The sequence below is a fragment of the Enterococcus sp. AZ095b genome (assembly GCF_051714725.1).
GTDB lineage: Bacteria > Bacillota > Bacilli > Lactobacillales > Enterococcaceae > Enterococcus_B > Enterococcus_B pernyi.
This window is the reverse complement of sequence record NZ_JBIOSL010000001.1, coordinates 2,476,336-2,498,686: the sequence shown is the minus strand read 5'-3', so window position 1 is coordinate 2,498,686 and position 22,351 is coordinate 2,476,336. Positions and strand designations below refer to the sequence as shown.

Sequence of the window (22,351 nt, the reverse complement as noted above, 5' to 3'; positions counted from 1 at the left end):
AGATGAAATTAGTCGAAACAAAATGGTATGGTCAATTGATCCAAATTTCCGATCATATCTTATTAGGGATTTTATGGGTCGTCGTTTCTTTGCCTTTAGTCACAGTAGTACCAGCCACAACAGGGGTCTTTACAGCGTTGAATAAATGGAAGAATGGCGAATCAGGGCATGTTTGCTATTCCTTTTTTCAGGGCTTTAAGCGTAAGTTTTTCCTTCAATTAGTGATGAGTTGCGTGACCATCATCAGTTATTTTGCGATGAATCTTATTTTGCAAGAATCTGCTATTTGGTTAGTGATTTGTGGGTATGTAACAATGTTGGTTTTTACGATGTTTTTACTTTCTTGGTGTAGTTCTCTTGCCCAAAATGACGCTCTTTCCGGAAAGGAACTTTTTCAAGAAAGTACGTTGTGGGTGTTGACCAACTTTTTGAAGAATCTTGTATGTTGTGGCATATTATTAGTTTTTCTTGTGCTTGTGTTTATGTTTCCGCCGATTATTTTTGTATTAGCAGGTGGGGTTTGGTGGTTGATCAATCATTTAGTGGGAAACATAAATAGGAAAGGAGTGTGGCAATGAAAAAAGTTGAATTAAAGGTACGTCAAGGATTTTCTAAAGGAGCTATCAGTCCACGACTCTTCGGTTCTTTTGTTGAACATATGGGAAGTGTCGTGTATAACGGAATATTTGAACCAGAACATCCGACCGCGGATAAGAATGGCTTTCGACAGGACGTGCTTTCTTATGTAAAAGAACTGTCTTTAGGGGTGATCCGTTATCCTGGAGGGAATTTTACTTCAGGATATGACTGGCAAGATACGATTGGTCCAGTCACCGAGCGTCCAAAAAAAATCGATCTTGCATGGCAAGGAATCGAACCAAATACATTCGGGCTACATGAATTTTTCAAATGGTTAGACATGGTAGAAGCGGAGCCAATCATGACGGTGAATCTAGGCACAAAAGGAATCGATGATGCGCGTAATCTAGTAGAGTATTGTAATTTTCCTCAAGGAACCTCTTGGAGTGAGTTACGCAAACAAAACGGACAAGAGCAACCTTTTAACGTGAAACTTTGGTGCTTAGGAAATGAGTTAGACGGTCCTTGGCAAATTGGCGCAAAAAGTGCCTATGAGTATGGCAGGTTAGCCAATGAATCTGCCAAAGCGATGAAATTAGTCGATGAATCGATCGAAACGATTTTAGTCGGTAGTTCGACGCCACGCTTAGCGTCTTATCCTGAATGGGACCGAATCGCTTTAGAAGAAGCATATGAAAACGTTGATTATATTGCTTTGCATAATTACATCGATAAATATGACGAAGAAGATTTGACTAAACCTCCAAAAAATGAGCGAGCAGATACCAAAACTTACTTAGCTAAAGCGGAACGGTTTGATCGACAAATCGAAGAGATCATTGCGACGTGTGACTATGTGAAAGGCTATCTACGCAGTGACAAGACGATGTACTTAGCTTTTGATGAATGGAATGTTCATAGCCAACCAGAACAAACCTATCAAAAATTCCAAGAGGGGTCACCAATCGATTGGTGCCAGTTCACCATGGAAGATACATTACTGTTCGGCACGTTAGGTCTTGCGATTTTACGGCATGCAGATCGTGTCAAAATTGCTTGCCAATCGCTTTTAGTCAATACCATCCCGCTTATCCTAACAGAGAAAAATGGGATCGCATGGGTAAATCCGACCTATTATGTGATGCAACATCTGGCAAAATATGCGAAAGGCACTGTATTAGATCAACAAACGTTTTGTCCCACATATGAATGTGATACTGGAAAAGAAGTGCCGATCATTGATAGCGTAGTTGTCGAAAATGAGCAAGAAATCGTACTGTTTCTAGTGAATCGCACAGAAGAGAAAGTGTCCATTACGACAACGCATGATTTTGAGCTGGAGACTAAAGCAGTCCAACTAGTCGTAAAAAGTGATCATTTACTAGATAAAAATACGAAAGACGCTCCGAATACGATCCAGCCGATAGAACAAGTAATCGATGTAAATGAAAAGAACACGATCCATATGGTGCTTGAAGCATATTCTTGGAATGTCATCAGACTAAAAAAATGTGAGGAACCTTTATGAAAAAAACAACTTATGCTAATCCAATCGTCCTTGAACGAGCCGATCCTTGGATCTACAAACATACGGACGGCTACTATTATTTTACGGGTTCTCTACCTGGTTATCAGTCCATCGAATTGAGACGTGCGAAAACGATCGATGGCTTGAAGCATGCAGAAAAGTTACTGGTTTGGCATGCACCTAAAACTGGACCCATGAGTCAGTTGATCTGGGCACCAGAAATCCATTATATCCAAGGAAAGTGGTATATCTATTTTGCAGCCAGTGATCATGCAGAGATTCGTGATCGGGATCATCACCATCGGATGTTCGTTCTTGAAAACACGTCCATTGACCCAATGAATACTGATTGGGAAGAAAAAGGGCAAATCATCACTGCTACAGACACGTTTAGTTTAGACGGCACGACTTTTACACATCAAGGAAAGTTGTATTATGTTTGGGCGCAATTAGACCCGCGTATTCCGGGAAACTCCAATCTCTATTTATCAGAAATGGCAAATCCTTGGACACTGACCGGAAAACAACTATTATTAGCCATCCCAGAATTTTCTTGGGAAAAGCAAGGATTTGCAGTCAATGAAGGACCAGCCGTACTGGTTCGTAACGGGAAAATATTCATCACTTACTCAGGGAGTGCCACGGATGAAAATTATGCAATGGGTTTGCTGTGGGCAGAAGAGTCAGCGGATCTACTTGACGGTTATTCTTGGCATAAAAATCCTGAACCTGTCTTTGTCTCTTCGGAGAAAAATAAGCAGTTTGGACCGGGACATAACTCCTTTACTCTCTCAGAAGATGGCAAAGAAGATGTATTAGTTTACCATGCACGACCAGAAAAAAATGAAGGAATCGATCCTCTGAACAATCCCAATCGTCATGCCAACGCACAAGTATTTTCGTGGGACACAGAGGGATTCCCAGTTTTTGGTGAACCAGTTGCGTATTCGGCTGATATTTGAGCATCATTTCAATAAAGCCCTTCAAGAAATAAGCGGTAATAGCCACAATTTGTTGTTCAAAATTGGCTCTTTGTCAATAAGGACTGATGAGTTGTGCAAAATCAAATCTGGGTCAGAATGAACCTCATTCTGGCTCAGATTTTTTGTTATCTTACTTTGATTAATTGATTGATCAAAAAGATTCTAATTCTCATGTTCTCGAATGATTTAAATCCGTAGGATACTCGTTTCATTGTCTTTATGTGGGTATTCTTCGCTTCTATTTTTCCATTGGAATAAGGATAGATCATTGCGTTGGTGATGCCTTCTTCATAGGTCAGAAGGTTTTGAAGCTTTTCCCGAAAGCTGTCATCCAACGTTTCGGGAAGTTCTGCTAATAAGGAGAAAAATAAGTCAGGGTCTTTGTCTCGAAAGGCTTCAACTAATTCATGAAAAAAGGGATACGCCTCCTTTAGGGGCGTAGAAAACTCAAGCAATCGATCAATCATCATTGCTTCAGTAAGAAATGGGTATTTTGGTGCTCGGAAACTTTTCCATGTTTTGTATTCATAATGGTTGATGTTTGCACGATTTTTTAGCAAAAAGCGCCAGTTCTTTTTCAGTTTTTCTGCCTGGCTTTTCTGTCCTGCTTTACGAAGTTCATTCATTTCACGGATACGCAACTCATTGAACGCTTGATTCATGTGTTTGACAATATGAAACCGATCAATCACTATTTTCGCATTTGGCAGAACACGTTTGGTGAGCTGGAAGTAGGCGGCGTTCATGTCTGTCACCAAGAATTCTACTTCTTCTGGATTGGTACACTTTAAGAAATAGCTTGTTAATCGAGGTAATTTACGCGTAGGCAAAACATCTATTAATTTTCCTGTTTCGCCATCTGCGCAAATAAAGCTCATTTTATCTTCTATGGAAGCATGCGAACGAAATTCATCAACCATCAATACTCTTGGGAGAATCTTCTTAGATTGCTTTGGTAAATAGCTTTTAAACTCTTTCAATGTACGAATAACAGTGGTCAAAGATACCTGACAGCTTTTCGCAATAAAAGATAAAGATACTTTTTCAGTCAGTAAAGAAGCAATTTTATATCTAACATGATTTGCGATTGAATGTCTGGATTGGACAAAATAACTTTGAGCAGTCCAATGGGTTCGGCAGTTTTTACAGGTATAGCGCTGCTTTTTTAGGCGCATAACCAAAGGCATATGATTGTATTGTTCAAAACGGACAATCGTTTCTTTTTTTCCATTTTTCACTATAATTGCTTTCCCGTTTCCATCTACCACAGTAGAACCACAACTTCTACAAGCACGAGGAGTAGGCGAGAGAACAGCATCGACGACCAACGTCTTTTTCTTCTGAAGGGTCTCGTAAGAGACCTCTGTAATCATCAAATCTTTCTCTATTATTCTCAGCATTTTTTTGATAGAATCATTCATATAGCATATCGTCCTCTCAGTTGTTTATTTTGTGGTGATTTAATCATACTAGAGAACGATATGTTTTTTAATACCTAAAATGAAAATGGGACTGAAGAATCAATTCTGATTCATCAGTCCCATAAATTATAGAGCCTCAAAATTGTGGCTATTACCGCTTATTCTTTGCGAGCTGGAGAGACTAAGACACAGTTTCATTCCTTTTGTTTTCTATTTATTTTTTTATAAAATTGGTCGTTCAGACTACTTGTTTTTTGAACTTTACTTTCATTTGTGAAGCGACTAGAATAAAATAGGCGTTAAAGTAGTTTAGAAAAAGTGAAGGAGCGCTCTCTTGAACAAACATTTAGATAAGTTTTCAACCAAACAACAAAAAATTCTACGAATCACTACTCTGGGGGTAGTAACAGTCTTAGTGATACTTATAAGTAATTTGTATTTACAATGGTGCCAGAATAATCTTTCAGTTGATTTAGCCTTGAAATTTGCTTTTTCATGGCACACAGAAAAATTTTTACTTGCTTGTTTCGTATTACTTACTGTCTTTTTATTTATGGTCGCTTTCGCGGGTTCTTACTTATTTGGTCTGCTTTTTTATCTCGTAAGTATCGGTATATTAGGTTTTGCAAATTACTTGAAAATGAGCTATCGTCAAGAACCAATCTATCCAGATGACTTAAAGATGATCACAGAGTTCAATTTACTCAAAGACATGACCGGAACACCGATTTTTATTGGGTTGATTCTACTAGCGATCCTTGCCTTTGGTGGAGTGGTCTGGGCAATTGTCCGTAGTTTCAAAAAAGATCGAACATTCCAAATCTATCGTATCTTGACTTTAATCATGACCGTTGCAATGATGGGTTATTTTAGTAACTTCAATAATCCCAATAATTTGTTGCGTAAAGCTTATAATCAAACGGCTTTGTGGATTCCTTATAGTCAAAAAATGAATTATTATAATACAGGATTTATTGGTGGCTTTTTGTACAATCTAAAAGTTGAACCGATGGAACGACCAGAAGGTTATTCAAAAGAAAAAATCAATGAAATCACTGAAAAATATCAAGCAATCGCAGACGAAAAAAATCAAACAGCAAGTGATGAGCAGCCAAATATCATTTATGTGATGAGTGAAAGCTTTTCTGATCCAAGTCATCTAAATGGTGTCACGGTGACCGGTGATCCCTTAGCTGACTATCGTGAAGTGGCAAATCAAACCTATAGTGGCCGAATGCTTTCGCAAAATTATGGTGGTGGAACAGCAAATATTGAGTTTGAAGCCTTAACGGGTCTATCCATGGCGCTATTCAATGGTCAAATGACCACACCATATACGATGCTCGTTCCCAAGCTGGATCAATTACCATCGCTTGTTTCCACGCTCAATGCACAAAACTACCGAACAACGGCGATCCATCCTTATAATACATCGATGTATAAACGTGAAGATGTCTATCAGACGCTAGGGTTTGATTCGTTTATCAGCGAGGGAAATATGACTTACACTGATACCATTGATAATAATCCATATATTTCAGATGAGTCTGCCTATAAAGAAATTTTAGACTTATTAAAAGATGAGCAAACGCCTCAGTTTGTCCATTTGGTCACGATGCAGACCCATATGCCTTATGCAGGCAAGTATTCGCAATTAGATTTTTCGGCTACAACAGAAGATGATACTGGAACAGATACACTCAACAATTATTTGCAAGATATTGCCTATAGTAGTCAAGCATTGAAAGCATTCACTGAAGCGCTGAAAGATACGCCAAGAAGAACACTAGTCGTTTTTTGGGGAGATCATTTACCGGGGATCTATTCGGACGAGATCAAAAATAAAAATGAGAAACAAGCCTTACATCAGACAGAGTTCCTCATGTTCGATACAGCAGGTGAGTTAGAGAAAGGTGAAACCAATGATGCTGTCACTAGCCCTTTTTATTTTGCAGCGAATCTTTTAGAACAAACGAATCAAAAGACCACTGGTTTTTATCAATTACTGCTTGAAATGGAGTCGGCTATTCCCGCGTTCGAACGAGAACTGTATTTTCAAAATGGCCAATGGGGAAAAGAAGCTCAGTTGAATCAGGCGCAAGAGGAAGTATACGAGGCGTATCGCTTGATCCAATATGATCTAGTTTCAGGAGAACAATATAGTTTGGATGCAGGATTTTATGAAAAATAAACGATAAAAATAACATTTTATTGATGTAATGACTTGTTTTCTACTAGAATAAACAGGTAAAATAGAGAAAGAAAAAGAAGAAAGTAGGAAAACCTATGTTACCGAATCTCGGTTATTACGTGCAGACAGTCGATAAAATCGTGAAAGAAACAGAAGCAATCGGCGAAACGATGCACCCAAAATATGAAAAAATCAGAGAAGCAATCGATCAAAAGAAAACAGCTGAACTAACGCGATCCGAGCTTGTTGAGACGGTTGAGCTATTTGACCAAGGTACTGAAAAATATCGCAATATGCTAAAGAAAATCAGTACGTTGCGTCCACCAGCCAAAGTAATGGGTATCCATAAGAACTTTGAAAAAGCCTACAAAAATTATGTAGCTGGTTGTGAAGAAATGACTCAAAGCATCCAACCAGAAAAAGGCATCAACGCTGAACAATTTGATGCGTCAGAAGCAAAACAAGACCAAGCGACAGATGATATTTCCGCAGCAATCCAAAAAATGACTAACTTATTGATGAAATAATCAAAAAGCCGAGACGACTGAAAATAGGGTTCCTATTCTCGATCATCTCGGCTTTTCATTTATTCTTGTTGCTTTTCTTCATAAAGGGAAGAAATCGTAGTGTACCATTCAAAAATGTGAGAAATCAATACTTTCGCTGCGGCATAGACAGGTATCCCTAAAATCACACCGACCACACCAAATAATTTTCCGGATGTTAATAGGACAAGTAAAATCGTCACTGGATGGATCGACAACTGATTGCCAAGTACAAGTGGCGAGATCAAACGGCCTTCGATGGTTTGCTCTAAGGCGAAAACGATCAATACTTTGACCAACATGATCGGTCCTGCAACGATGGCTAAAAATACCGCAGGGATCATCGCTAAAAATGAACCTAAGTAAGGGATCAAGTTCAAGAAACCGGCAATGATCCCTAAAGTGACAGCATAATCTAACCCGATGATTGCAAATCCGATCATGAACATCACCGCAACTGCGAAAGCCACAGTCAGCTGTCCACGAATATAAGAAGAGACTTGGCTGTTCATCTCACCTAAGACTTTTAACGTAGGCACTCTCATACGAGTGGGTAAGAACTTGACCAAATAAGGTGCTAATTGTTTTCCATCTTTCAACAGATAAAATAAAATAAACGGCATCGTCAATACGGCAACAACGATCGTAGCTACAGCGCCAACAAAACTCCCTAAGCTTTGAACGGTGCTTTTTGATAGATTCTGTAAAATATCGCCAGCAGAATTCATAAACTGATCGCCTGTATTTTCCAGTTGCTCTCTAAATTGACTGAATAGTGGATCACGAAAAATCTCGGTTAATTTGTCATCGATGGTCTCGACGTATTGTGGAAAATTGCTGACAAAGCTGACGGTTTGTTCTTGGATTTTCGGGATGATCACTACACTTCCCCAGACGATCAAAGCGACAACAAGTATAAATAAACCGATGATACTATAGAGCCTTGGAATATTTTTCTTTTCAAAATAATCGACGACAGGATTCATCAGGTAATATAAGATACCTGATAGAATGATCGGTAAACTAACGATCGCTAGAAACTGCCAAATGGGCTCAAAAAGATAAGAGACTTTCGTAAATAAGAAAACGATCAGTAAGACCAAAAGAACGACTAATAAAGCCGTGACTACTTGATTATTCAAAAACCAACGCCAAAACCATGAAACAGGTTTGATTTTTCTTTTTTTATCCTCTTCCATTAGTTCACCTGCTTATAGTCGATGGTCGTGCCGACAGTGATTTCTGGTAGTTGATAAGGGGACAAATAGATTCCATTGACGATTCTGTCACCTGCTGGTGGTTGTTCAAAAACCAGAGTCACATGACCAACCGTTGTTAAGTTTTCATTGGCCAACGGACCAACATGTTCGATGGTATATTCTTGATGATCAAAAGAAATTTGATCACCTTGATTAAGTGAAAAATTCTCTTTTGTACTAAATTCTTGAATGATCGTATAGTCACGCAACGCGGATGTTGCCGACTGATCGAATAAAATCAGCATAGGTTCCTCTGAATTGATTGCTGACGTGCCAATTTCTGTTATCGTTGCTTGAGTCATCTCATTTCTCTCCTTTACTCCTAAAAAATCAATGATTCTATGGTTACAAAAACAGTATAACATATTCTCTTTGATTAACGACATGAATGGATGTATGATAGAATAAATTAGAATTCTTAATTTGAGGAGGATCAAAATGATAAAAAAAATCATTCTAGGAACATATACAAGACGAAAAAGTGAAGGAATTTATCAAATCGAATTAGATACAGATAAAGGCACTTTAGAGAATCTAACGTTAGTGACAAAAGAAAATAGCCCAACGTATGTGGCAAAAAGCGATGCAGGTAATCTTTACACAGTAACAAGTGTCGATGGGTTAGGTGGAGTCGGTGCATACGATCATTCATATAATTTTTTGAATGCGGTAACAGAAGCCGGCGCACCTTTGTGTTACGTGACAGTCGATGAGCAACGCCAACTGGTTTATGGCGCAAATTATCATAAAGGAGAAGTCAATGTTTATCGTATCACTGAAGACGGTAGTTTAGAGGCGACAGATGCAGTCTTTCATCAAGAACCGACTGGTCCACACAAAAACCAAGATCATGCCCATGTCCATTACACAGACTTAACACCTGACCAACGATTAGCTGTCTGTGATCTAGGAACTGATCGTGTGTACACATATGATGTCGATGAAAATGGGAAATTAGCTGTAAAAGCTGTATTAGAAGTAGAGCCAGGAACCGGCCCACGTCATTTAGTTTTTCATCCTAATAATCAATTCGTCTATTTGTTTGGTGAGTTAGATAGTACAGTTCGTGTTCTTTCCTATGATGAAACAACAGGCGAATTCAAAGAAGTGCAAAAAATCAGCACATTGCCTGAAGGATTCACCGAAGAAAATGGTGGGGCTGCCATCCGTATTTCAAACGATGGACGTTTTGTCTACGCATCAAATCGGGGACATAATTCGATTGCTGTATTCGCTGTGAATGAAGAAGGTTCACATTTAGAACACGTACAGACAATCTCAACTGAAGGAGATTTCCCAAGAGATTTCGCCTTAGATCCAGAAAATGATTACGTGGTATCTGCCAACCAGAATACGGATAATCTTACCTTGTACAAACGTGATGCTACAACTGGAGAATTGACATTGATCCAAAAAGACATCTATGCACCTGAGTGTGTCTGTGTTTACTTTGATTAAGGAGTAGTGACATGAATAAAGAAGAAGTATTAGACCGTTTACGCGAAGAATTAGAGATTCCGTTTTTTCAAGGAAAAATCGAAGACAAAGAGTATAGTGAAGAAGAATACCAAAAGATCAAAAGTGATTTGATCCAGTATTTTGATGACTATGTTCGTAATGTTGAAAATTAAAGAAGGAAATATAGCCGAGAGTAAAATGATTTCTATCTTATCTTGAACTAACACGCTAGCATGCCAAAGCTGTTTAGTTCGATAAAAATGGGAGACGCATGAAAGAGTTGAAAATGATTTTTGGTGCGTTTCTTTTGTCACTACTTTTAAACTGGGGCTTATCCTATCTATTAAATCGTCCATTCAAATGGTGGATTACTTTAGGTATGTTCTTCGGATTCTCCATTGCCTATTTAGTTGGTTCAAGAAAGAGTTCAAAAAACAAATAGATGTTTTTTGAACTCTTTCTTTTAATAACATCTGATTTCAACCAAGGTTTAGTTTGCGTAAGACTATAGTAATATTCCTTGAAATTAAGAGAAGGAGCAACAGTGAATGAGTCATCTAAGATGGTTTTCTGGTGGAAACGATCGACGCAAAACAGCAGAAACAATCATTAATGAATTGATAGCTGATTTAGCGTTAGACCTTGGAAATGAATCGCTTAGAGAGGTTTTACACGCTTATCTAGAAAAATTACAAAATGATGGAGCATCAGTGCCGTTCATTCTAAGCCGTATGAACTTAGATATATCTAATGCATTGAAAAAAGATGGCGCCTCTCTCAACGAGCATCAATCCGAAAAGCTACGTGAACTGATGGCTATTTCTAGTATTAGATATGGTTATTAATGAATTTTAGCATCGCAAATCAGCCACTTTGCAACAAATAAAAAAGGATTTCATGAACATTTATTGTGAATGTTCATGAAATCCTTTTTCTTTTCTCAACATTTTAAGAGAAAGATTTACCTAATAGTGACTAGAAGTCTTTACCGAATGCAGTTGCTTTATCTAAGGCAGCTTGCATCAATTCTTCTGCACGATCAGGTGTATAGTCGATCCCCTCGATAAATAATTGGTCGACTTGATCGATGCCGACAAAGTTCAAGATTGCTTTTACATATTGAGAAGCAAAATCTTGTCCATTGTAGATTCCGCCATTTGATTGGATGTGTAGTGCTTTTTTACCAGTAACTAAGCCAACAGGACCATTTTCAGTATACTTGAAAGTTTTACCAGCAACATTGACTGTATCAAACCAAGCTTTTAATTTTGTAGGAATGTTCAAATTCCATAAAGCATTGGCAATAACGATTTTATCTGCTGCTAGGAATTGCTCTGTCAATTCGTTGAAACGAGCAATTTTTTGTTGTTGGTTTTCAGATAGACTAGAGAAATCTGCACCTGCACGAAGCGCTTCCCATCCAGAAAGCAATTCTTCATCAATTTCTGGGATATCATCACGATAAAGGTCTAAAACAGTTACCTCGTCGTTTGGATGATTTTCTTTGTAGCTAGTTAAAAAACTAGTTAATGCGTTAACTGAACGTGATTCTTGTGCAGTTAGTGGATGTCCTTTGATTACTAATACTGATGCCATAATCTCTCTCCTTTAGTCGTAATTGTTAACTTTACTGCTAACAATACCAGTTTACTTGAAACAGAAAAGGCTATCAAGTATTTTTACTGATAAAAAGTAAGTTATTTTCCAGTACGATCAAAGAGGACTAGTTAATTCACGACTTTCAAATAACTTCATGTTGTCGATCACATAAGTTGCTTGCAATCCGTTTTCTATTAGGTAACTAGTGATTTCTTGTGCTGAATGGTTAGATACTCCGACAATGTAGTACTGTTTTTTTGTATCGAGATTATTTAATTGGGCTGGCAAACTGGTAATAGGGATGGATATCGAATGACTTAGGTGTTTTTTTATATACTCATTCGTTTTTCGGACATCTAGAATTACAACATCCTTCTTTTGATAGACGAAATAGAGTTCGTGGACGGTTATTGATTTGATCATGGCGTTCATCCTTTTTATATAATGATCCTATTTTAGATGTATAGAATAGAAGAAACAAATCTTTTTACTCGATTTATTCTTTTTTTAATAATTATGAAAAAAAATGTAAATGACTTGCAAAACAATCAGATGGTGTTATAATGACAAGGTGTCATATGACGGTGTGTCATTTTTATGTAGGGAGGAATCAACGATGCCGACACAGACTTTTTTTCATCTACCTGAAGAAAAACAGCAAAGACTTTTAGAAGCTGCCAGGGTCGAATTTTCAAGAGTACCATTGAATGAAGCTTCGATTGCACAAATCGTGAAACTTGCGGGGATCTCTAGAGGTAGTTTTTATCAATATTTTGAAGATAAAGAAGATCTTTATTTTTATTATTTTGAAACCGTTCGTAGCGATAGTACAAAAAATATGATCCAACTAATCAAAGAATCGAATGGAGACTTATTTATCGGTTTTGAACTTTATTTTGGGAAAATGATTCGAGATATTCTAGAAGGTGAAAATGCCGCGTTTTATAAACATCTTTTTATGCACATGGATTACCGTGCCTCACGAAAAGTCGTGCCGCATCCACAAGGACATCGTCCATCACCACATAAAAATCATAAAAAAGCGTCCAAAGAGTTGATTGGTTTGATTGATCGTTCCAATCTTAGAGTAAAAGATGACCATGAAATGGAATTATTGTTTCAGTTAGTCATGAGTACACTGTTTACAACGATTGCTCATGCCTATAAATCATTTTCAACCTCTGAGGAGTATTCTGTTGAACAAGCCATTGCAGAATTCAATCTAAAACTGTCATGGATAAAAGATGGCGCTTATAAATAGAAAGAAGGGGAACGAATGCTAAAAATTGTCAAACGAATTTCATTGACCTCAGCAATCGCTGCAACGGTCTTTATGATTATTCAAGTGTTAGCAGATCTGTATTTGCCAACGTTAACATCTAATATTATTGACAAAGGCGTAGCAAAAGGTGACGTCGACTATATTTGGCAGACGGGATTTGTCATGATCGGATTTTCTTTGATCAGTATTTTAGCCGCCATTGCCAATACGTTTTTTGCTACACGAGAATCTCAAAAGTTAGGAAAACAATTACGAACAGAAGTCTATCAAAAAGCCGAAAATTTGACGAAAGACAAATTCGACAAGTATGGAACAGCTTCATTGATCACTCGTACAACGAATGATGTGACGCAGATCCAATTGGTGATGCAAATGTTTTTACGGATGATGATCAATGCACCGATCACTCTTGTTGGGGCAAGTATCCTTGCTTATCAAAAGGACCATCAACTGACAAGAATTTTCTTAGTCGTGATTCCTGTCATGATCATTTTGATCGGTGGTATTATGTATTTTGCTGTTCCTCTATTCAAGAGCATGCAAAAGAAAACGGACCGCTTAAACCTTGTTTTTCGTGAAGGATTAACCGGTGTACGTGTCATCAGGGCGTTTGACAAAACACGTTTTGAAGAAAATCGTTTTGATTTAGCGAATAAGGATTATACAAATACGGCAATCAAAGTCAACACGATTGTTGCATTGATGATGCCATTGATGACGTTGATCATGAGTGGGACGAACGTAGCGATCACATGGTTTGGTGGGCACTACATAGCGGATATGACATTAGAGGTCGGAAATCTGATTGCCTTCATGACTTATGCGATGCAAATTTTGATTAGTTTCATGATGCTATCAGCAATCTTTATCATGGTTCCTCGTGCCCAAGCTTCGGCTGATCGGATCAATGAAGTACTAGAAGAAGACGCGGGTATCGTTGATCCAGAACAACCAGAAACGGTTGCTTTAGCTGGAAAAGACGCAAGTTTGTCATTCGAACAGGTGAATTACCGTTACCACGGCGCAGAAAAACTAGCGTTGGAAGATATCAACTTTGAAGCGTCATCTGGCGATATCGTAGCTATCATTGGTGGTACAGGTTCAGGAAAAACGACTTTAGTGAATCTGATCCCACGTTTGTATGATATTGAATCGGGTGAGATCGCGATTAACGGAACGAGCATCACTGATATGACGCAATATAACTTGCGTGAATTGATGGGATTTGTTCCCCAAAAAGCTGTCCTTTTTTCTGGAACGATTCGTGAGAATATGCAATATGGGAAAGAAGACGCAACAGATGAGATGATTTGGAAAGCATTAGAGATCGCCCAAGCAAAAGACTTTGTTTCTGAAATGGAAGATGGTTTAGATAGTCATGTCGAACAAGGCGGCGGAAATTTCTCTGGTGGACAAAGACAGCGATTAGCCATTGCGCGTGCCTTAGTAAAAGAAGCCGACATCTATGTCTTTGATGATTCATTCTCAGCACTAGACTTTAAAACAGATGCGAAACTCCGTCAAGCACTAAAAGAAAATATGACAGAAAGTATCACCGTTTTAGTGGCGCAACGAGTAAGTACCGTCATGGATGCAGATACGATCTTAGTATTAGATGAAGGAAAACTTGTTGGAAAAGGAACGCATAAAGAATTACTAGCAACAAATGAAACATACAAAGAAATCGTCAACTCACAATTGAGAGAGGAGGATTTAGCATGAGTAAAGGAAACAATCGACCTCCTCAAGGACCAATGGGTGGGGGACCAGGACGTAACATTGGTGCTAAAGGAGAAAAACCAAAAAACTTTTGGGGCACTGTTCGCCGGTTATTCGGCTATATGTCTAAGCGTTTAGTAGCGATCATTGCTGTATTTGTCTTAGCGATTGCAGCTGTCGTCTTCCAAATACAGACACCAAAAGTATTAGGGAAAGCAACCACAGAAATTTTTAACGGTGTGATGCTTGGCGCAAGACAAATGCAAGAAGGGCAACAAGTCACGAAATTCCCAATTGATTTTGACAAAATTGGTCAAATCATTGCGACAGTGATTGTCATGTACTTGATTTCTGCCGTGTTCAACTTCTTGCAACAGTTCATTATGACTCGCGTGTCACAACGTACGGTATATGAGTTAAGACATGATTTAGAGACAAAAATGAATCGTGTGCCGATCTCTTATTATGATACACATACGAATGGGGATATCATGTCTCGAGCAATCAACGACATGGATAATATCGCCAGCACGTTACAACAAAACTTGACTCAATTTGTCACAAGTGCGGTCACACTGATCGGGGTCATCGTTATGATGCTATCCATCAGCTGGCAACTGACATTAGTGGCGTTGTTGATGATTCCATTGAGCTTGATCATCGTGATGATCATTGCACCGAAATCACAAGTTTTCTTTGCGGATCAACAAAAGAGTTTAGGATTATTGAACAACCAAGTCGAAGAAACCTATGCTGGACATACGATCGTCCAAACGTTCAACCATACAGCAAAAGACCAAGCAGTTTTTGAGATTGAAAACCAAAATTTATATGCCTCTGGTTGGAAAGCACAGTTTATTTCTGCGATCATCATGCCATTGATGAATTTCGTAAAAAATCTAGGGTACGTCTTTGTGGCTGTGCTTGGTGGGATCAAAGTAGCCAATGGGAATATGGCATTAGGGGATGTACAAGCATTCTTGCAATATACGACACAATTTTCTCAACCGATCACACAATTGGCGAGCTTGATGAATACGATCCAATCAACAGTAGCTTCGGCTGAACGTGTCTTTGAAGTCCTAGATGAAGAAGAGATGACAAATGAAAAATCTGGTTTACCAGTCGAAGAAAATACACCGTACAAAGTTCGTTTTGAAAATGTGCAGTTTGGTTATACGCCAGATCACTTATTGATGAAAGATTTCAATTTGGATGTGAAGCCAGGTGAAATGGTCGCTATTGTTGGTCCGACGGGGGCTGGTAAAACAACTTTGATCAATCTATTGGAACGTTTTTATGATGTTTCAGGCGGAAGCATTCGGTATGACGGTGTCGATACGAGAGATGTTTCTCGTGATGTATTACGTGCGCAATTTTCAATGGTACTACAAGATACATGGTTATTTACTGGAACGATCTATGACAATATCAAGTATGGAAATGATGATGCAACGGATGAACAAGTGATCGAAGCTGCGAAAGCTGCCCATGTCGATGAATTTGTCCGCAAATTACCTGACGGGTATGATACGATCTTAAATGAAGATGCAAGCAATATCTCACAAGGTCAACGTCAATTGATTACGATTGCCCGAGCATTCTTAGCAAATCCAGATGTCTTGATCTTGGATGAAGCAACCTCAAGTGTCGATACTCGTACGGAGATTTTGATTCAAAAAGCGATGAACCGTTTATTGAAAAATCGTACAAGTTTTGTAGTTGCGCATCGATTATCAACGATTCGTGATGCGGATAATATTATCGTGATGAACCAAGGATCGATCGTTGAAACAGGAAACCATGATACACTCATGGAAAAAGATGGGTTCTATGCTGATCTGTATAATAGTCAGTTTACAGAAGAAGCTTCATAATAAGATAAAATAAGTTATAATAATCTTTATAGGATTATGGGAAAGCGGCGTTTAAAAAGATAAAAAAGTTTTATCAAAGATTCGCCGCTTTTCTTACATATAGAATGATTTTCCCTTCCCATTCTGATAATTAGCTAAAAAATAAGACAATCTGAGAATTAATTCAACAAAAAATAAGATATTGCTTGAAAGAAAAGAGAAGCATCGTTAAAATAAAGCTTAACGTAGAGGGGAGCAAGAAATTATGAAAGTTTTTGATTTGGGGTCTACTACTTATTTGAAAAGTATTGCGATACGTGTAAAAGACCGTGATAAAATGATCGAGTTTTATAGAGACACGATTGGTTTCGATTTAAAGAGAGAAGAAAATGAATTAGCGATTTTCGGTACAGTAGAAAATGACAGCGAGATGTTATTATTAGAGGAAAGTCCACGAGCAAATGATCACTTTGGGGAAATCAAAAAGCTCAATCGCTTTTCTTTGATCATTCCAACATTAGAAGAAATGGCAGATGTGCTGTATCGCATTCGCCAAACGAATCAAACGATCGAAGAAGCACTGGAAAGTGATGGCAGAATCGGTATTTTATTGAAAGATCCTGAAGGCAATATGTTAGAGATCTATCATGAAGAGACTCATACTTCACAAGAACAAGCGGTGGAACAATTAGACCAAGAAGCACTATTAAGACAATCAAATGAACGCTTTAAGAAATTATCTGCTGGTACTTATTTCCAAAAAGTCCACCTAAATGTACTAGATATGGAAAAGGAACGAGAATTTTTATCAGAGCTTTTAGGTCTGACTGTGCATAAAGAGGAAGAAAAAGAATTTATCTTGAATAAAGGTGATTTTCATGTAGGACTGACTCAAGCTGAGAGTCCAGTGATTGCCTTACCGACTGATGAAATCTTAGGATTAGACTTTTTGAAATTTGTTGTTGACCCAGAGAGTATGCAACGTCTGATTGCACATTTGAACACAGAAACGATCGATTTTTACATTGACAAAAAACAAAAAGTTTTGACTTTGTATGATGCAATTGGCATCGAATGGTGGTTCGTGGACGAAACAAAAGCAACTAATGTTATCCAATGAACAGTGGCTAGGATCAGTCGATTGCTCGTCCGTTGGAAAAAGCAGGAAAAATTCAGCTGATGCTGAAAGTTTCCTGCTTTTTTATGTCAGCCACTGAATACTGGGATAAATGAGAAAAACAATTGATTCTTATGGAAGAAAGAATTATGCTTGGGGAGCAAACAAGCATATCCAGAGATAAATAAGGAGAAACTATGTACGCTAAAACGAAAGAATATATACTAAAAAAAATGAATGAGGGATATTATCCAGGGGTCGTCGCTGCTTTTATGAAAGGGGATCAGATTAAAAAAGTGATCGCAGGTGATGCGCAGATCATTCCTATAATCAGACCAATGACCGAAGATTTGCTCTTTGATGCAGCCTCCCTGACAAAAGTGATTGCAACGACAAGTCTGGTCTTGCGATTGATCGAAGACGGGAAAGTTGAATTAGATGAACCTTTGCATACGTACTTGCCGACTTTTGAGAATCAAACGATCACGATTCGCCACTTATTGACACATACCTCAGACATCCAGACATTTATTCCTGATCGAGATCGTCTATCACAAACAGAATTGATTGAAGCTTATTTGAAACTTCAACCAGGCGATCAATTAGGAATCGAAGTTCGCTATACGGATGCAGGCACGATTCTTTTAGGATTGATGCTAGAGGAGATTTTCCAGGAAGAGGCGGTCGAGCTTTTTGAAGAGCAAGTACTAGCACCGTTAGGAATGATGAATAGCTTATTCTTACCACGTCCTTCAGAACGGATCGTTCCGACTGAACAACTTCCTTCTGGTGAGGTGATCCATGGCTTGACCCATGATCCAAAAGCACGAGTGTTAGCAGAACATGCAGGTAATGCTGGTCTATTTATTGATCTTGCGGATTGTGAGAAGTTTGTCCGGATGTATCTGCAATACGGAAAGTTAGATTCTGGTCATTTTTTGGAAGAGACAACCATCCGTTCCTTATTGGCTGATCATACGCCAACTGGTAAAGGTGGTCGCTCACTCGGATGGGATTTAAAACAAGATAAAAAGGATGGCCATCCATTACTATTCCATACAGGCTATACAGGGACATTTCTATTGATCGACCCAATCGATCAAGAAGCCTTCATTTTTCTGTCCAATCGCCTACATCCAAACGATCATCGGGAAGAATATCTAAAATGTCGGGATGAAATCATTGAAATTTATTTACAAGAGAAAGCGTTACACTGAAAATAATGCTATAATAGCAATTGAAAATTGAGAGGAGTTTGACGTATGCAAGAACCATTATTTTTAAAACCTGTTTTTCAAGAAAAAATCTGGGGAGGCAGTCGCTTACGTACTGTTTTTGGCTTTGATATCCCAAATGATAAAATTGGGGAAGATTGGGCAATCAGTGCGCATCCTCATGGCGTGAGTGTCGTTGAAAATGGCCCATTCAAAGGCTGGAAACTAGATGATCTATGGAAAGAACATAAAGAATTATTCGGCCATCCAACAGAACCAGTTTTTCCGTTATTGATCAAAATCTTAGATGCAGAAGATGATCTATCTGTTCAAGTCCATCCAGATGATGCTTATGGTATGGCACATGAAGGAGAGCTAGGAAAAACAGAGTGCTGGTACATCATTGATGCCGAACCAGGTGCAGAGATCATCTATGGTCATCATGCAAAAACACGTGAAGAATTAGCCGAAATGATCCAAGATAGTCGCTGGAATGACTTATTGAAAAAAGTTCCTGTCAAAAAAGGTGATTTTTTCTACGTACCAAGTGGAACGATCCATGCAATTGGTAAAGGGATCATGATTTTAGAAACACAACAAAGTTCAGACACAACTTATCGTGTTTATGATTATGATCGCAAAGACGACCAAGGAAACACTCGGGAATTACACATCCAACAATCAGTCGACGTAACAACAGTACCAGCAAAAGCTCCTGAATTACAGATCAAAGAGATCCGTCAAGGGAACTCTTCGATCGTCACTTACGTAGAAACAGAATTTTTCAACGTCTACGAGTGGGACATCAAAGGGATCACATCCTTTAAAAAACAAGCACCGTATACATTGATGACAGTTATTGATGGTGCGGGAGAATTGGTGATAGGTAACCAAACCTACTCACTAGAAAAAGGAACAAGTGCGATCTTACCAAGCGATATCACGGAGTGGAAAGTTCAAGGAGAACTTTCGATCATCGCTTCTGAGCCAGGAAAAAAATAATAAGATAAAACTGTCGTTGCTAGGTTCAGCGATAACAATAAAGCGTACCAACCGAAAATGGACTTGCTATTTTTGGTTGGCGCTTTTTTTTAGATCAGTGATGAGCTATCACTGATCTAGTGATATAAGAACAAAGAAGGTACCAATTACAGTTAGTTTTATCGATGAAAAGTTGCTTGTTGAAATCACTTACAAAATATGTTATATTCTTCTCGTAGAGTTAAAACGTTTTAATAGAACGTTAAAATGATTTTCTTGTTAAAGGAGAGGGAAAACGATGAATACTGTTACAGTTATCGGAAGCATCAATTTAGATCGAACCATCCGTGTGACTTATATGCCAAAACCTGGAGAAACGATCCATACGAAAGAAACTTTTTCAGCTGGTGGAGGAAAGGGAGCCAACCAAGCGGTTGCTGCTAGACGTTCGGAGGCAAAAACTTACTTTATTGGTGGCGTGGGTAAAGACGAAGCAGGAAAAACGATGACAGAATTACTTGAACAAGAAGAAATTGATTTATCTGGTGTAGCGACATTAGAAAATCAAGCGACTGGACAAGCGTATATCATTGTTGATGACCAAGGTGAAAATAGTATCATGATCCATGCTGGTGCAAACAATGCGTTTACCGTAGCACAAGTACAAGAAAATAAAACAATCATCCAAAAAAGTGATTTTATTATTGCTCAGTTTGAAAGCGCTATAGAACCGACGATCGAAGCATTCAAAATCGCTCGAGAAGCTGGCGTGAAAACGATCTTGAATCCGGCACCGGCGCTAGAAAATGTTCCTGACGAGTTATTAGCAGTAACGGATATGATCATTCCAAATGAAACAGAAACGGAGATCTTAACAGGCATTACTATTACCGATGAAAAAAGTCTAAAAGAGGCGGCACAAGTCTTTCATGGATTAGGTATTGAAGCGGTGATCATCACGATCGGAAGTAAAGGCGCTTATTATGATATTGCTGACGGCGCTAGTGGGATCGTACCAGCTTTTAAAGTCCATGCAGTAGATACAACGGCTGCTGGGGATACCTTTATTGGCGCGATGAGCAGTGTATTAGCCAAAGACTTCAGTAACCTAGAAGAAGCAATCCGCTATGGTAATAAAGCCTCTTCTGTGACTGTTCAACGTTTTGGTGCACAGCCTTCTATTCCGTATAAACATGAATTAATCTGATTGAGGAAAGGATGAACAAATAATGAAAAAAACGAAAGTAATCAATTCTGATATCTCACGAGTGATTGCACAAATGGGACATTTTGATAAATTGAGTATTGGAGATGCAGGAATGCCTGTACCTATGACCACTGAAAAAATCGATTTAGCAGTCACGCAAGGGGTTCCTAGCTTTATGGAAGTCTTACGCAATGTGTTGTCAGAATTAGAGGTGCAACGTATTTATCTAGCAGAGGAAATCAAAAAAGAGAATCCTGACATCCTTCTAGAAATCCAAAAAGAAATGCCGGAGACACCGATCACGTTTATTCCGCATAGTGAAATGAAAACCGAGTTAAACAATTGTCACGCATTTATTCGCACAGGTGAGATGACTCCTTATGCGAATCTCTTGTTAGAAAGTGGCGTCGTATTCTAAAAAAGGAGATGTAATAAATGAATGCAACAGCATTATTGATCGGATTAGGACCATTACTAGGTTGGGGACTTTATCCAACGATTGCTTCGAAGATCGGTGGACGTCCTGTGAACCAGATTTTAGGATCAACAATAGGAACTTTGATATTCGCACTTATTTTTGCCCTGATCAATGGCATAGCACTGCCATCTGGAATGGATCTTGTCTTTTCTATTCTTTCCGGTGTGGGCTGGGCGACTGCTCAAATCATTACTTTTCAATCTTTCACACTGATTGGCTCGTCACGTGCAATGCCTATCACCACAGCTTTTCAATTACTTGGGGCTTCATTATGGGGTGTTTTTGCGCTAGGCAATTGGCCAGGAACGACAGCGAAGATTCTTGGTGGATTAGCATTGATCTTGATTATTTTAGGCGCATGGATGACTGTTTGGACTGAGAAAAAAACCAAAGAAAATAGCAGTCTACTGAAAAAAGCGGTTTTATTATTAGCAGTCGGAGAGATTGGGTATTGGGCATATTCCGCAGCACCTCAAGCAACAACCATCGACGGAATGCACGCTTTCTTGCCACAAGCAATGGGGATGGTCTTAGTGGCGATCATCTACACCGCTGTATTAAGTATGAAAGGGCATGAAAAATCAGCATTTACGGAAGTTGTTTCTTATAAACAAATTTTTTCTGGCTTCTTTTTTGCCTTTGCTGCATTGACATATTTGATTTCTGCACAACCAAATATGAATGGTTTGGCAACGGGCTTCATCCTATCGCAAACTTCTGTTGTTCTAGCAACCTTGACTGGTATCTGGTTCTTAGGTCAAAAGAAAACGAAAAAAGAAATGACTGTCACGATCATTGGCTTGGTCCTTATCTTAGCTGCCGCAACGATGACTGTTTTGATATAAGATATTTTGTTAGAAGCGTTATTTTAAAAAATTGGGAAGTAACTACGGTTACTTGCCCAATTTTTTTTGTGGAAAATAGATAACGGAAA

The 22,351-nt window shown here is 38.6% G+C and carries 22 protein-coding genes; 17 read left to right on the top strand and 5 right to left on the bottom strand.

What is annotated here, in order from left to right:
* The first annotated feature begins 2 nt into the window (after positions 1-2).
* The 3 genes from IGJ99_RS12005 to IGJ99_RS11995 are packed head-to-tail and all read left to right on the top strand — an operon-like array spanning position 3 to position 3,069.
* Positions 3-578 carry a DUF624 domain-containing protein gene (locus IGJ99_RS12005; RefSeq protein WP_023520307.1) on the top strand — a complete coding sequence of 192 codons (576 nt, stop codon included), beginning with the start codon at positions 3-5 and terminating at the stop codon, positions 576-578.
* Positions 575-2,107, top strand: coding sequence for an alpha-N-arabinofuranosidase (locus IGJ99_RS12000; RefSeq protein WP_153830066.1), 1,533 nt, complete (start codon positions 575-577; stop codon positions 2,105-2,107). Before IGJ99_RS12005 ends, IGJ99_RS12000 begins: the two co-directional genes overlap by 4 nt.
* The gene (locus IGJ99_RS11995; protein ID WP_153830067.1) at positions 2,104-3,069 is read left to right on the top strand and encodes a glycoside hydrolase family 43 protein; all 966 of its coding nucleotides are present in this window, start codon (positions 2,104-2,106) and stop codon (positions 3,067-3,069) included. Before IGJ99_RS12000 ends, IGJ99_RS11995 begins: the two co-directional genes overlap by 4 nt.
* Before the next feature lie 146 nt (positions 3,070-3,215).
* On the opposite strand, the gene IGJ99_RS11990 is transcribed toward IGJ99_RS11995, so the two are convergent.
* Positions 3,216-4,511 (bottom strand): ISL3-like element ISEfa11 family transposase, encoded by a 1,296-nt coding sequence (locus tag IGJ99_RS11990; protein ID WP_010734358.1) that lies wholly within the window; start codon positions 4,509-4,511, stop codon positions 3,216-3,218.
* Positions 4,512-4,845: 334 nt separating this feature from the next.
* Between IGJ99_RS11990 and IGJ99_RS11985 the strand changes: the two genes are divergently transcribed.
* The gene (locus IGJ99_RS11985; protein ID WP_023520304.1) at positions 4,846-6,702 is read left to right on the top strand and encodes an LTA synthase family protein; all 1,857 of its coding nucleotides are present in this window, start codon (positions 4,846-4,848) and stop codon (positions 6,700-6,702) included.
* 95 nt (positions 6,703-6,797) lie between these two features.
* Positions 6,798-7,229: a hypothetical protein gene (locus IGJ99_RS11980; protein ID WP_224434244.1), complete on the top strand. Its 432-nt coding sequence runs from the start codon at positions 6,798-6,800 to the stop codon at positions 7,227-7,229.
* Between the two features lie 59 nt (positions 7,230-7,288).
* Here IGJ99_RS11980 and IGJ99_RS11975 read toward each other — a convergent pair whose 3' ends face one another.
* Both IGJ99_RS11975 and IGJ99_RS11970 read right to left on the bottom strand, forming a co-directional pair.
* Positions 7,289-8,446 carry an AI-2E family transporter gene (locus tag IGJ99_RS11975; protein ID WP_023520302.1) on the bottom strand — a complete coding sequence of 386 codons (1,158 nt, stop codon included), beginning with the start codon at positions 8,444-8,446 and terminating at the stop codon, positions 7,289-7,291.
* Positions 8,446-8,808 (bottom strand): PTS glucitol/sorbitol transporter subunit IIA, encoded by a 363-nt coding sequence (locus tag IGJ99_RS11970; RefSeq protein ID WP_023520301.1) that lies wholly within the window; start codon positions 8,806-8,808, stop codon positions 8,446-8,448. The genes IGJ99_RS11975 and IGJ99_RS11970 overlap by 1 nt, the downstream gene beginning before the upstream one ends.
* A 136-nt stretch (positions 8,809-8,944) precedes the next feature.
* Between IGJ99_RS11970 and IGJ99_RS11965 the strand changes: the two genes are divergently transcribed.
* From IGJ99_RS11965 to IGJ99_RS11955, 3 genes are all read left to right on the top strand, one after another.
* On the top strand, positions 8,945-9,964 hold the full coding sequence (locus IGJ99_RS11965; RefSeq protein WP_010736664.1) for a lactonase family protein: 1,020 nt from the start codon (positions 8,945-8,947) through the stop codon (positions 9,962-9,964).
* 11 nt (positions 9,965-9,975) lie between these two features.
* Complete coding sequence (locus tag IGJ99_RS11960; protein WP_010736663.1) at positions 9,976-10,137, top strand: hypothetical protein; 162 nt, start codon at positions 9,976-9,978, stop codon at positions 10,135-10,137.
* 375 nt (positions 10,138-10,512) lie between these two features.
* Positions 10,513-10,809, top strand: coding sequence for a bacteriocin immunity protein (locus tag IGJ99_RS11955; RefSeq protein WP_062806192.1), 297 nt, complete (start codon positions 10,513-10,515; stop codon positions 10,807-10,809).
* A 130-nt stretch (positions 10,810-10,939) separates the two neighbouring features.
* Here IGJ99_RS11955 and IGJ99_RS11950 read toward each other — a convergent pair whose 3' ends face one another.
* Both IGJ99_RS11950 and IGJ99_RS11945 read right to left on the bottom strand, forming a co-directional pair.
* The gene (locus IGJ99_RS11950) at positions 10,940-11,560 is read right to left on the bottom strand and encodes an NAD(P)H-dependent oxidoreductase (protein ID WP_010736661.1); all 621 of its coding nucleotides are present in this window, start codon (positions 11,558-11,560) and stop codon (positions 10,940-10,942) included.
* Positions 11,561-11,677: 117 nt separating this feature from the next.
* Entirely contained in the window at positions 11,678-11,986 is a 309-nt protein-coding gene (locus IGJ99_RS11945) for a rhodanese-like domain-containing protein (protein ID WP_153830068.1), read from the bottom strand.
* Between the two features lie 193 nt (positions 11,987-12,179).
* On the opposite strand from IGJ99_RS11945, the gene IGJ99_RS11940 reads away from it, so the two are divergent.
* From IGJ99_RS11940 to rbsU, 9 genes are all read left to right on the top strand, one after another.
* Positions 12,180-12,824: a TetR/AcrR family transcriptional regulator gene (locus IGJ99_RS11940; protein WP_010736659.1), complete on the top strand. Its 645-nt coding sequence runs from the start codon at positions 12,180-12,182 to the stop codon at positions 12,822-12,824.
* Between the two features lie 15 nt (positions 12,825-12,839).
* Positions 12,840-14,567: an ABC transporter ATP-binding protein gene (locus IGJ99_RS11935; RefSeq protein WP_023520296.1), complete on the top strand. Its 1,728-nt coding sequence runs from the start codon at positions 12,840-12,842 to the stop codon at positions 14,565-14,567.
* Positions 14,564-16,441 (top strand): ABC transporter ATP-binding protein, encoded by a 1,878-nt coding sequence (locus tag IGJ99_RS11930; protein WP_010736657.1) that lies wholly within the window; start codon positions 14,564-14,566, stop codon positions 16,439-16,441. The genes IGJ99_RS11935 and IGJ99_RS11930 overlap by 4 nt, the downstream gene beginning before the upstream one ends.
* A gap of 244 nt (positions 16,442-16,685) precedes the next feature.
* The gene (locus IGJ99_RS11925) at positions 16,686-17,540 is read left to right on the top strand and encodes a VOC family protein (RefSeq protein ID WP_023520295.1); all 855 of its coding nucleotides are present in this window, start codon (positions 16,686-16,688) and stop codon (positions 17,538-17,540) included.
* 194 nt (positions 17,541-17,734) lie between these two features.
* Positions 17,735-18,754 carry a serine hydrolase domain-containing protein gene (locus IGJ99_RS11920; protein ID WP_023520294.1) on the top strand — a complete coding sequence of 340 codons (1,020 nt, stop codon included), beginning with the start codon at positions 17,735-17,737 and terminating at the stop codon, positions 18,752-18,754.
* Positions 18,755-18,799: 45 nt separating this feature from the next.
* Positions 18,800-19,753, top strand: coding sequence for a mannose-6-phosphate isomerase, class I (gene manA / locus IGJ99_RS11915; RefSeq protein WP_438770856.1), 954 nt, complete (start codon positions 18,800-18,802; stop codon positions 19,751-19,753).
* Between the two features lie 277 nt (positions 19,754-20,030).
* Positions 20,031-20,939, top strand: a complete 909-nt coding sequence (gene rbsK / locus IGJ99_RS11910) for a ribokinase (RefSeq protein ID WP_023520292.1) — start codon at positions 20,031-20,033, stop codon at positions 20,937-20,939.
* A gap of 22 nt (positions 20,940-20,961) precedes the next feature.
* Entirely contained in the window at positions 20,962-21,357 is a 396-nt protein-coding gene (rbsD, locus tag IGJ99_RS11905; RefSeq protein ID WP_438770855.1) for a D-ribose pyranase, read from the top strand.
* Positions 21,358-21,374: 17 nt separating this feature from the next.
* Positions 21,375-22,262, top strand: coding sequence for a ribose/proton symporter RbsU (rbsU, locus tag IGJ99_RS11900; protein WP_010736651.1), 888 nt, complete (start codon positions 21,375-21,377; stop codon positions 22,260-22,262).
* Positions 22,263-22,351: the final 89 nt, after the last annotated feature.

Coding starts and splice junctions, on each gene's coding strand:
- IGJ99_RS11935 (WP_023520296.1), top strand. CDS start 12,840: ATGCTAAAAATTGTCAAACGAATTTCATTGACCTCAGCAATCGCTGCA.
- manA (WP_438770856.1), top strand. CDS start 18,800: ATGCAAGAACCATTATTTTTAAAACCTGTTTTTCAAGAAAAAATCTGG.
- IGJ99_RS12000 (WP_153830066.1), top strand. CDS start 575: ATGAAAAAAGTTGAATTAAAGGTACGTCAAGGATTTTCTAAAGGAGCT.
- rbsU (WP_010736651.1), top strand. CDS start 21,375: ATGAATGCAACAGCATTATTGATCGGATTAGGACCATTACTAGGTTGG.
- IGJ99_RS11940 (WP_010736659.1), top strand. CDS start 12,180: ATGCCGACACAGACTTTTTTTCATCTACCTGAAGAAAAACAGCAAAGA.
- IGJ99_RS11960 (WP_010736663.1), top strand. CDS start 9,976: ATGAATAAAGAAGAAGTATTAGACCGTTTACGCGAAGAATTAGAGATT.
- IGJ99_RS11970 (WP_023520301.1), bottom strand. CDS start 8,808: ATGACTCAAGCAACGATAACAGAAATTGGCACGTCAGCAATCAATTCA.
- IGJ99_RS12005 (WP_023520307.1), top strand. CDS start 3: ATGAAATTAGTCGAAACAAAATGGTATGGTCAATTGATCCAAATTTCC.
- IGJ99_RS11980 (WP_224434244.1), top strand. CDS start 6,798: ATGTTACCGAATCTCGGTTATTACGTGCAGACAGTCGATAAAATCGTG.
- IGJ99_RS11945 (WP_153830068.1), bottom strand. CDS start 11,986: ATGATCAAATCAATAACCGTCCACGAACTCTATTTCGTCTATCAAAAG.
- IGJ99_RS11990 (WP_010734358.1), bottom strand. CDS start 4,511: ATGAATGATTCTATCAAAAAAATGCTGAGAATAATAGAGAAAGATTTG.
- IGJ99_RS11925 (WP_023520295.1), top strand. CDS start 16,686: ATGAAAGTTTTTGATTTGGGGTCTACTACTTATTTGAAAAGTATTGCG.
- IGJ99_RS11950 (WP_010736661.1), bottom strand. CDS start 11,560: ATGGCATCAGTATTAGTAATCAAAGGACATCCACTAACTGCACAAGAA.
- IGJ99_RS11995 (WP_153830067.1), top strand. CDS start 2,104: ATGAAAAAAACAACTTATGCTAATCCAATCGTCCTTGAACGAGCCGAT.
- IGJ99_RS11975 (WP_023520302.1), bottom strand. CDS start 8,446: ATGGAAGAGGATAAAAAAAGAAAAATCAAACCTGTTTCATGGTTTTGG.
- IGJ99_RS11965 (WP_010736664.1), top strand. CDS start 8,945: ATGATAAAAAAAATCATTCTAGGAACATATACAAGACGAAAAAGTGAA.
- rbsD (WP_438770855.1), top strand. CDS start 20,962: ATGAAAAAAACGAAAGTAATCAATTCTGATATCTCACGAGTGATTGCA.
- IGJ99_RS11930 (WP_010736657.1), top strand. CDS start 14,564: ATGAGTAAAGGAAACAATCGACCTCCTCAAGGACCAATGGGTGGGGGA.
- rbsK (WP_023520292.1), top strand. CDS start 20,031: ATGAATACTGTTACAGTTATCGGAAGCATCAATTTAGATCGAACCATC.
- IGJ99_RS11955 (WP_062806192.1), top strand. CDS start 10,513: ATGAGTCATCTAAGATGGTTTTCTGGTGGAAACGATCGACGCAAAACA.
- IGJ99_RS11920 (WP_023520294.1), top strand. CDS start 17,735: ATGTACGCTAAAACGAAAGAATATATACTAAAAAAAATGAATGAGGGA.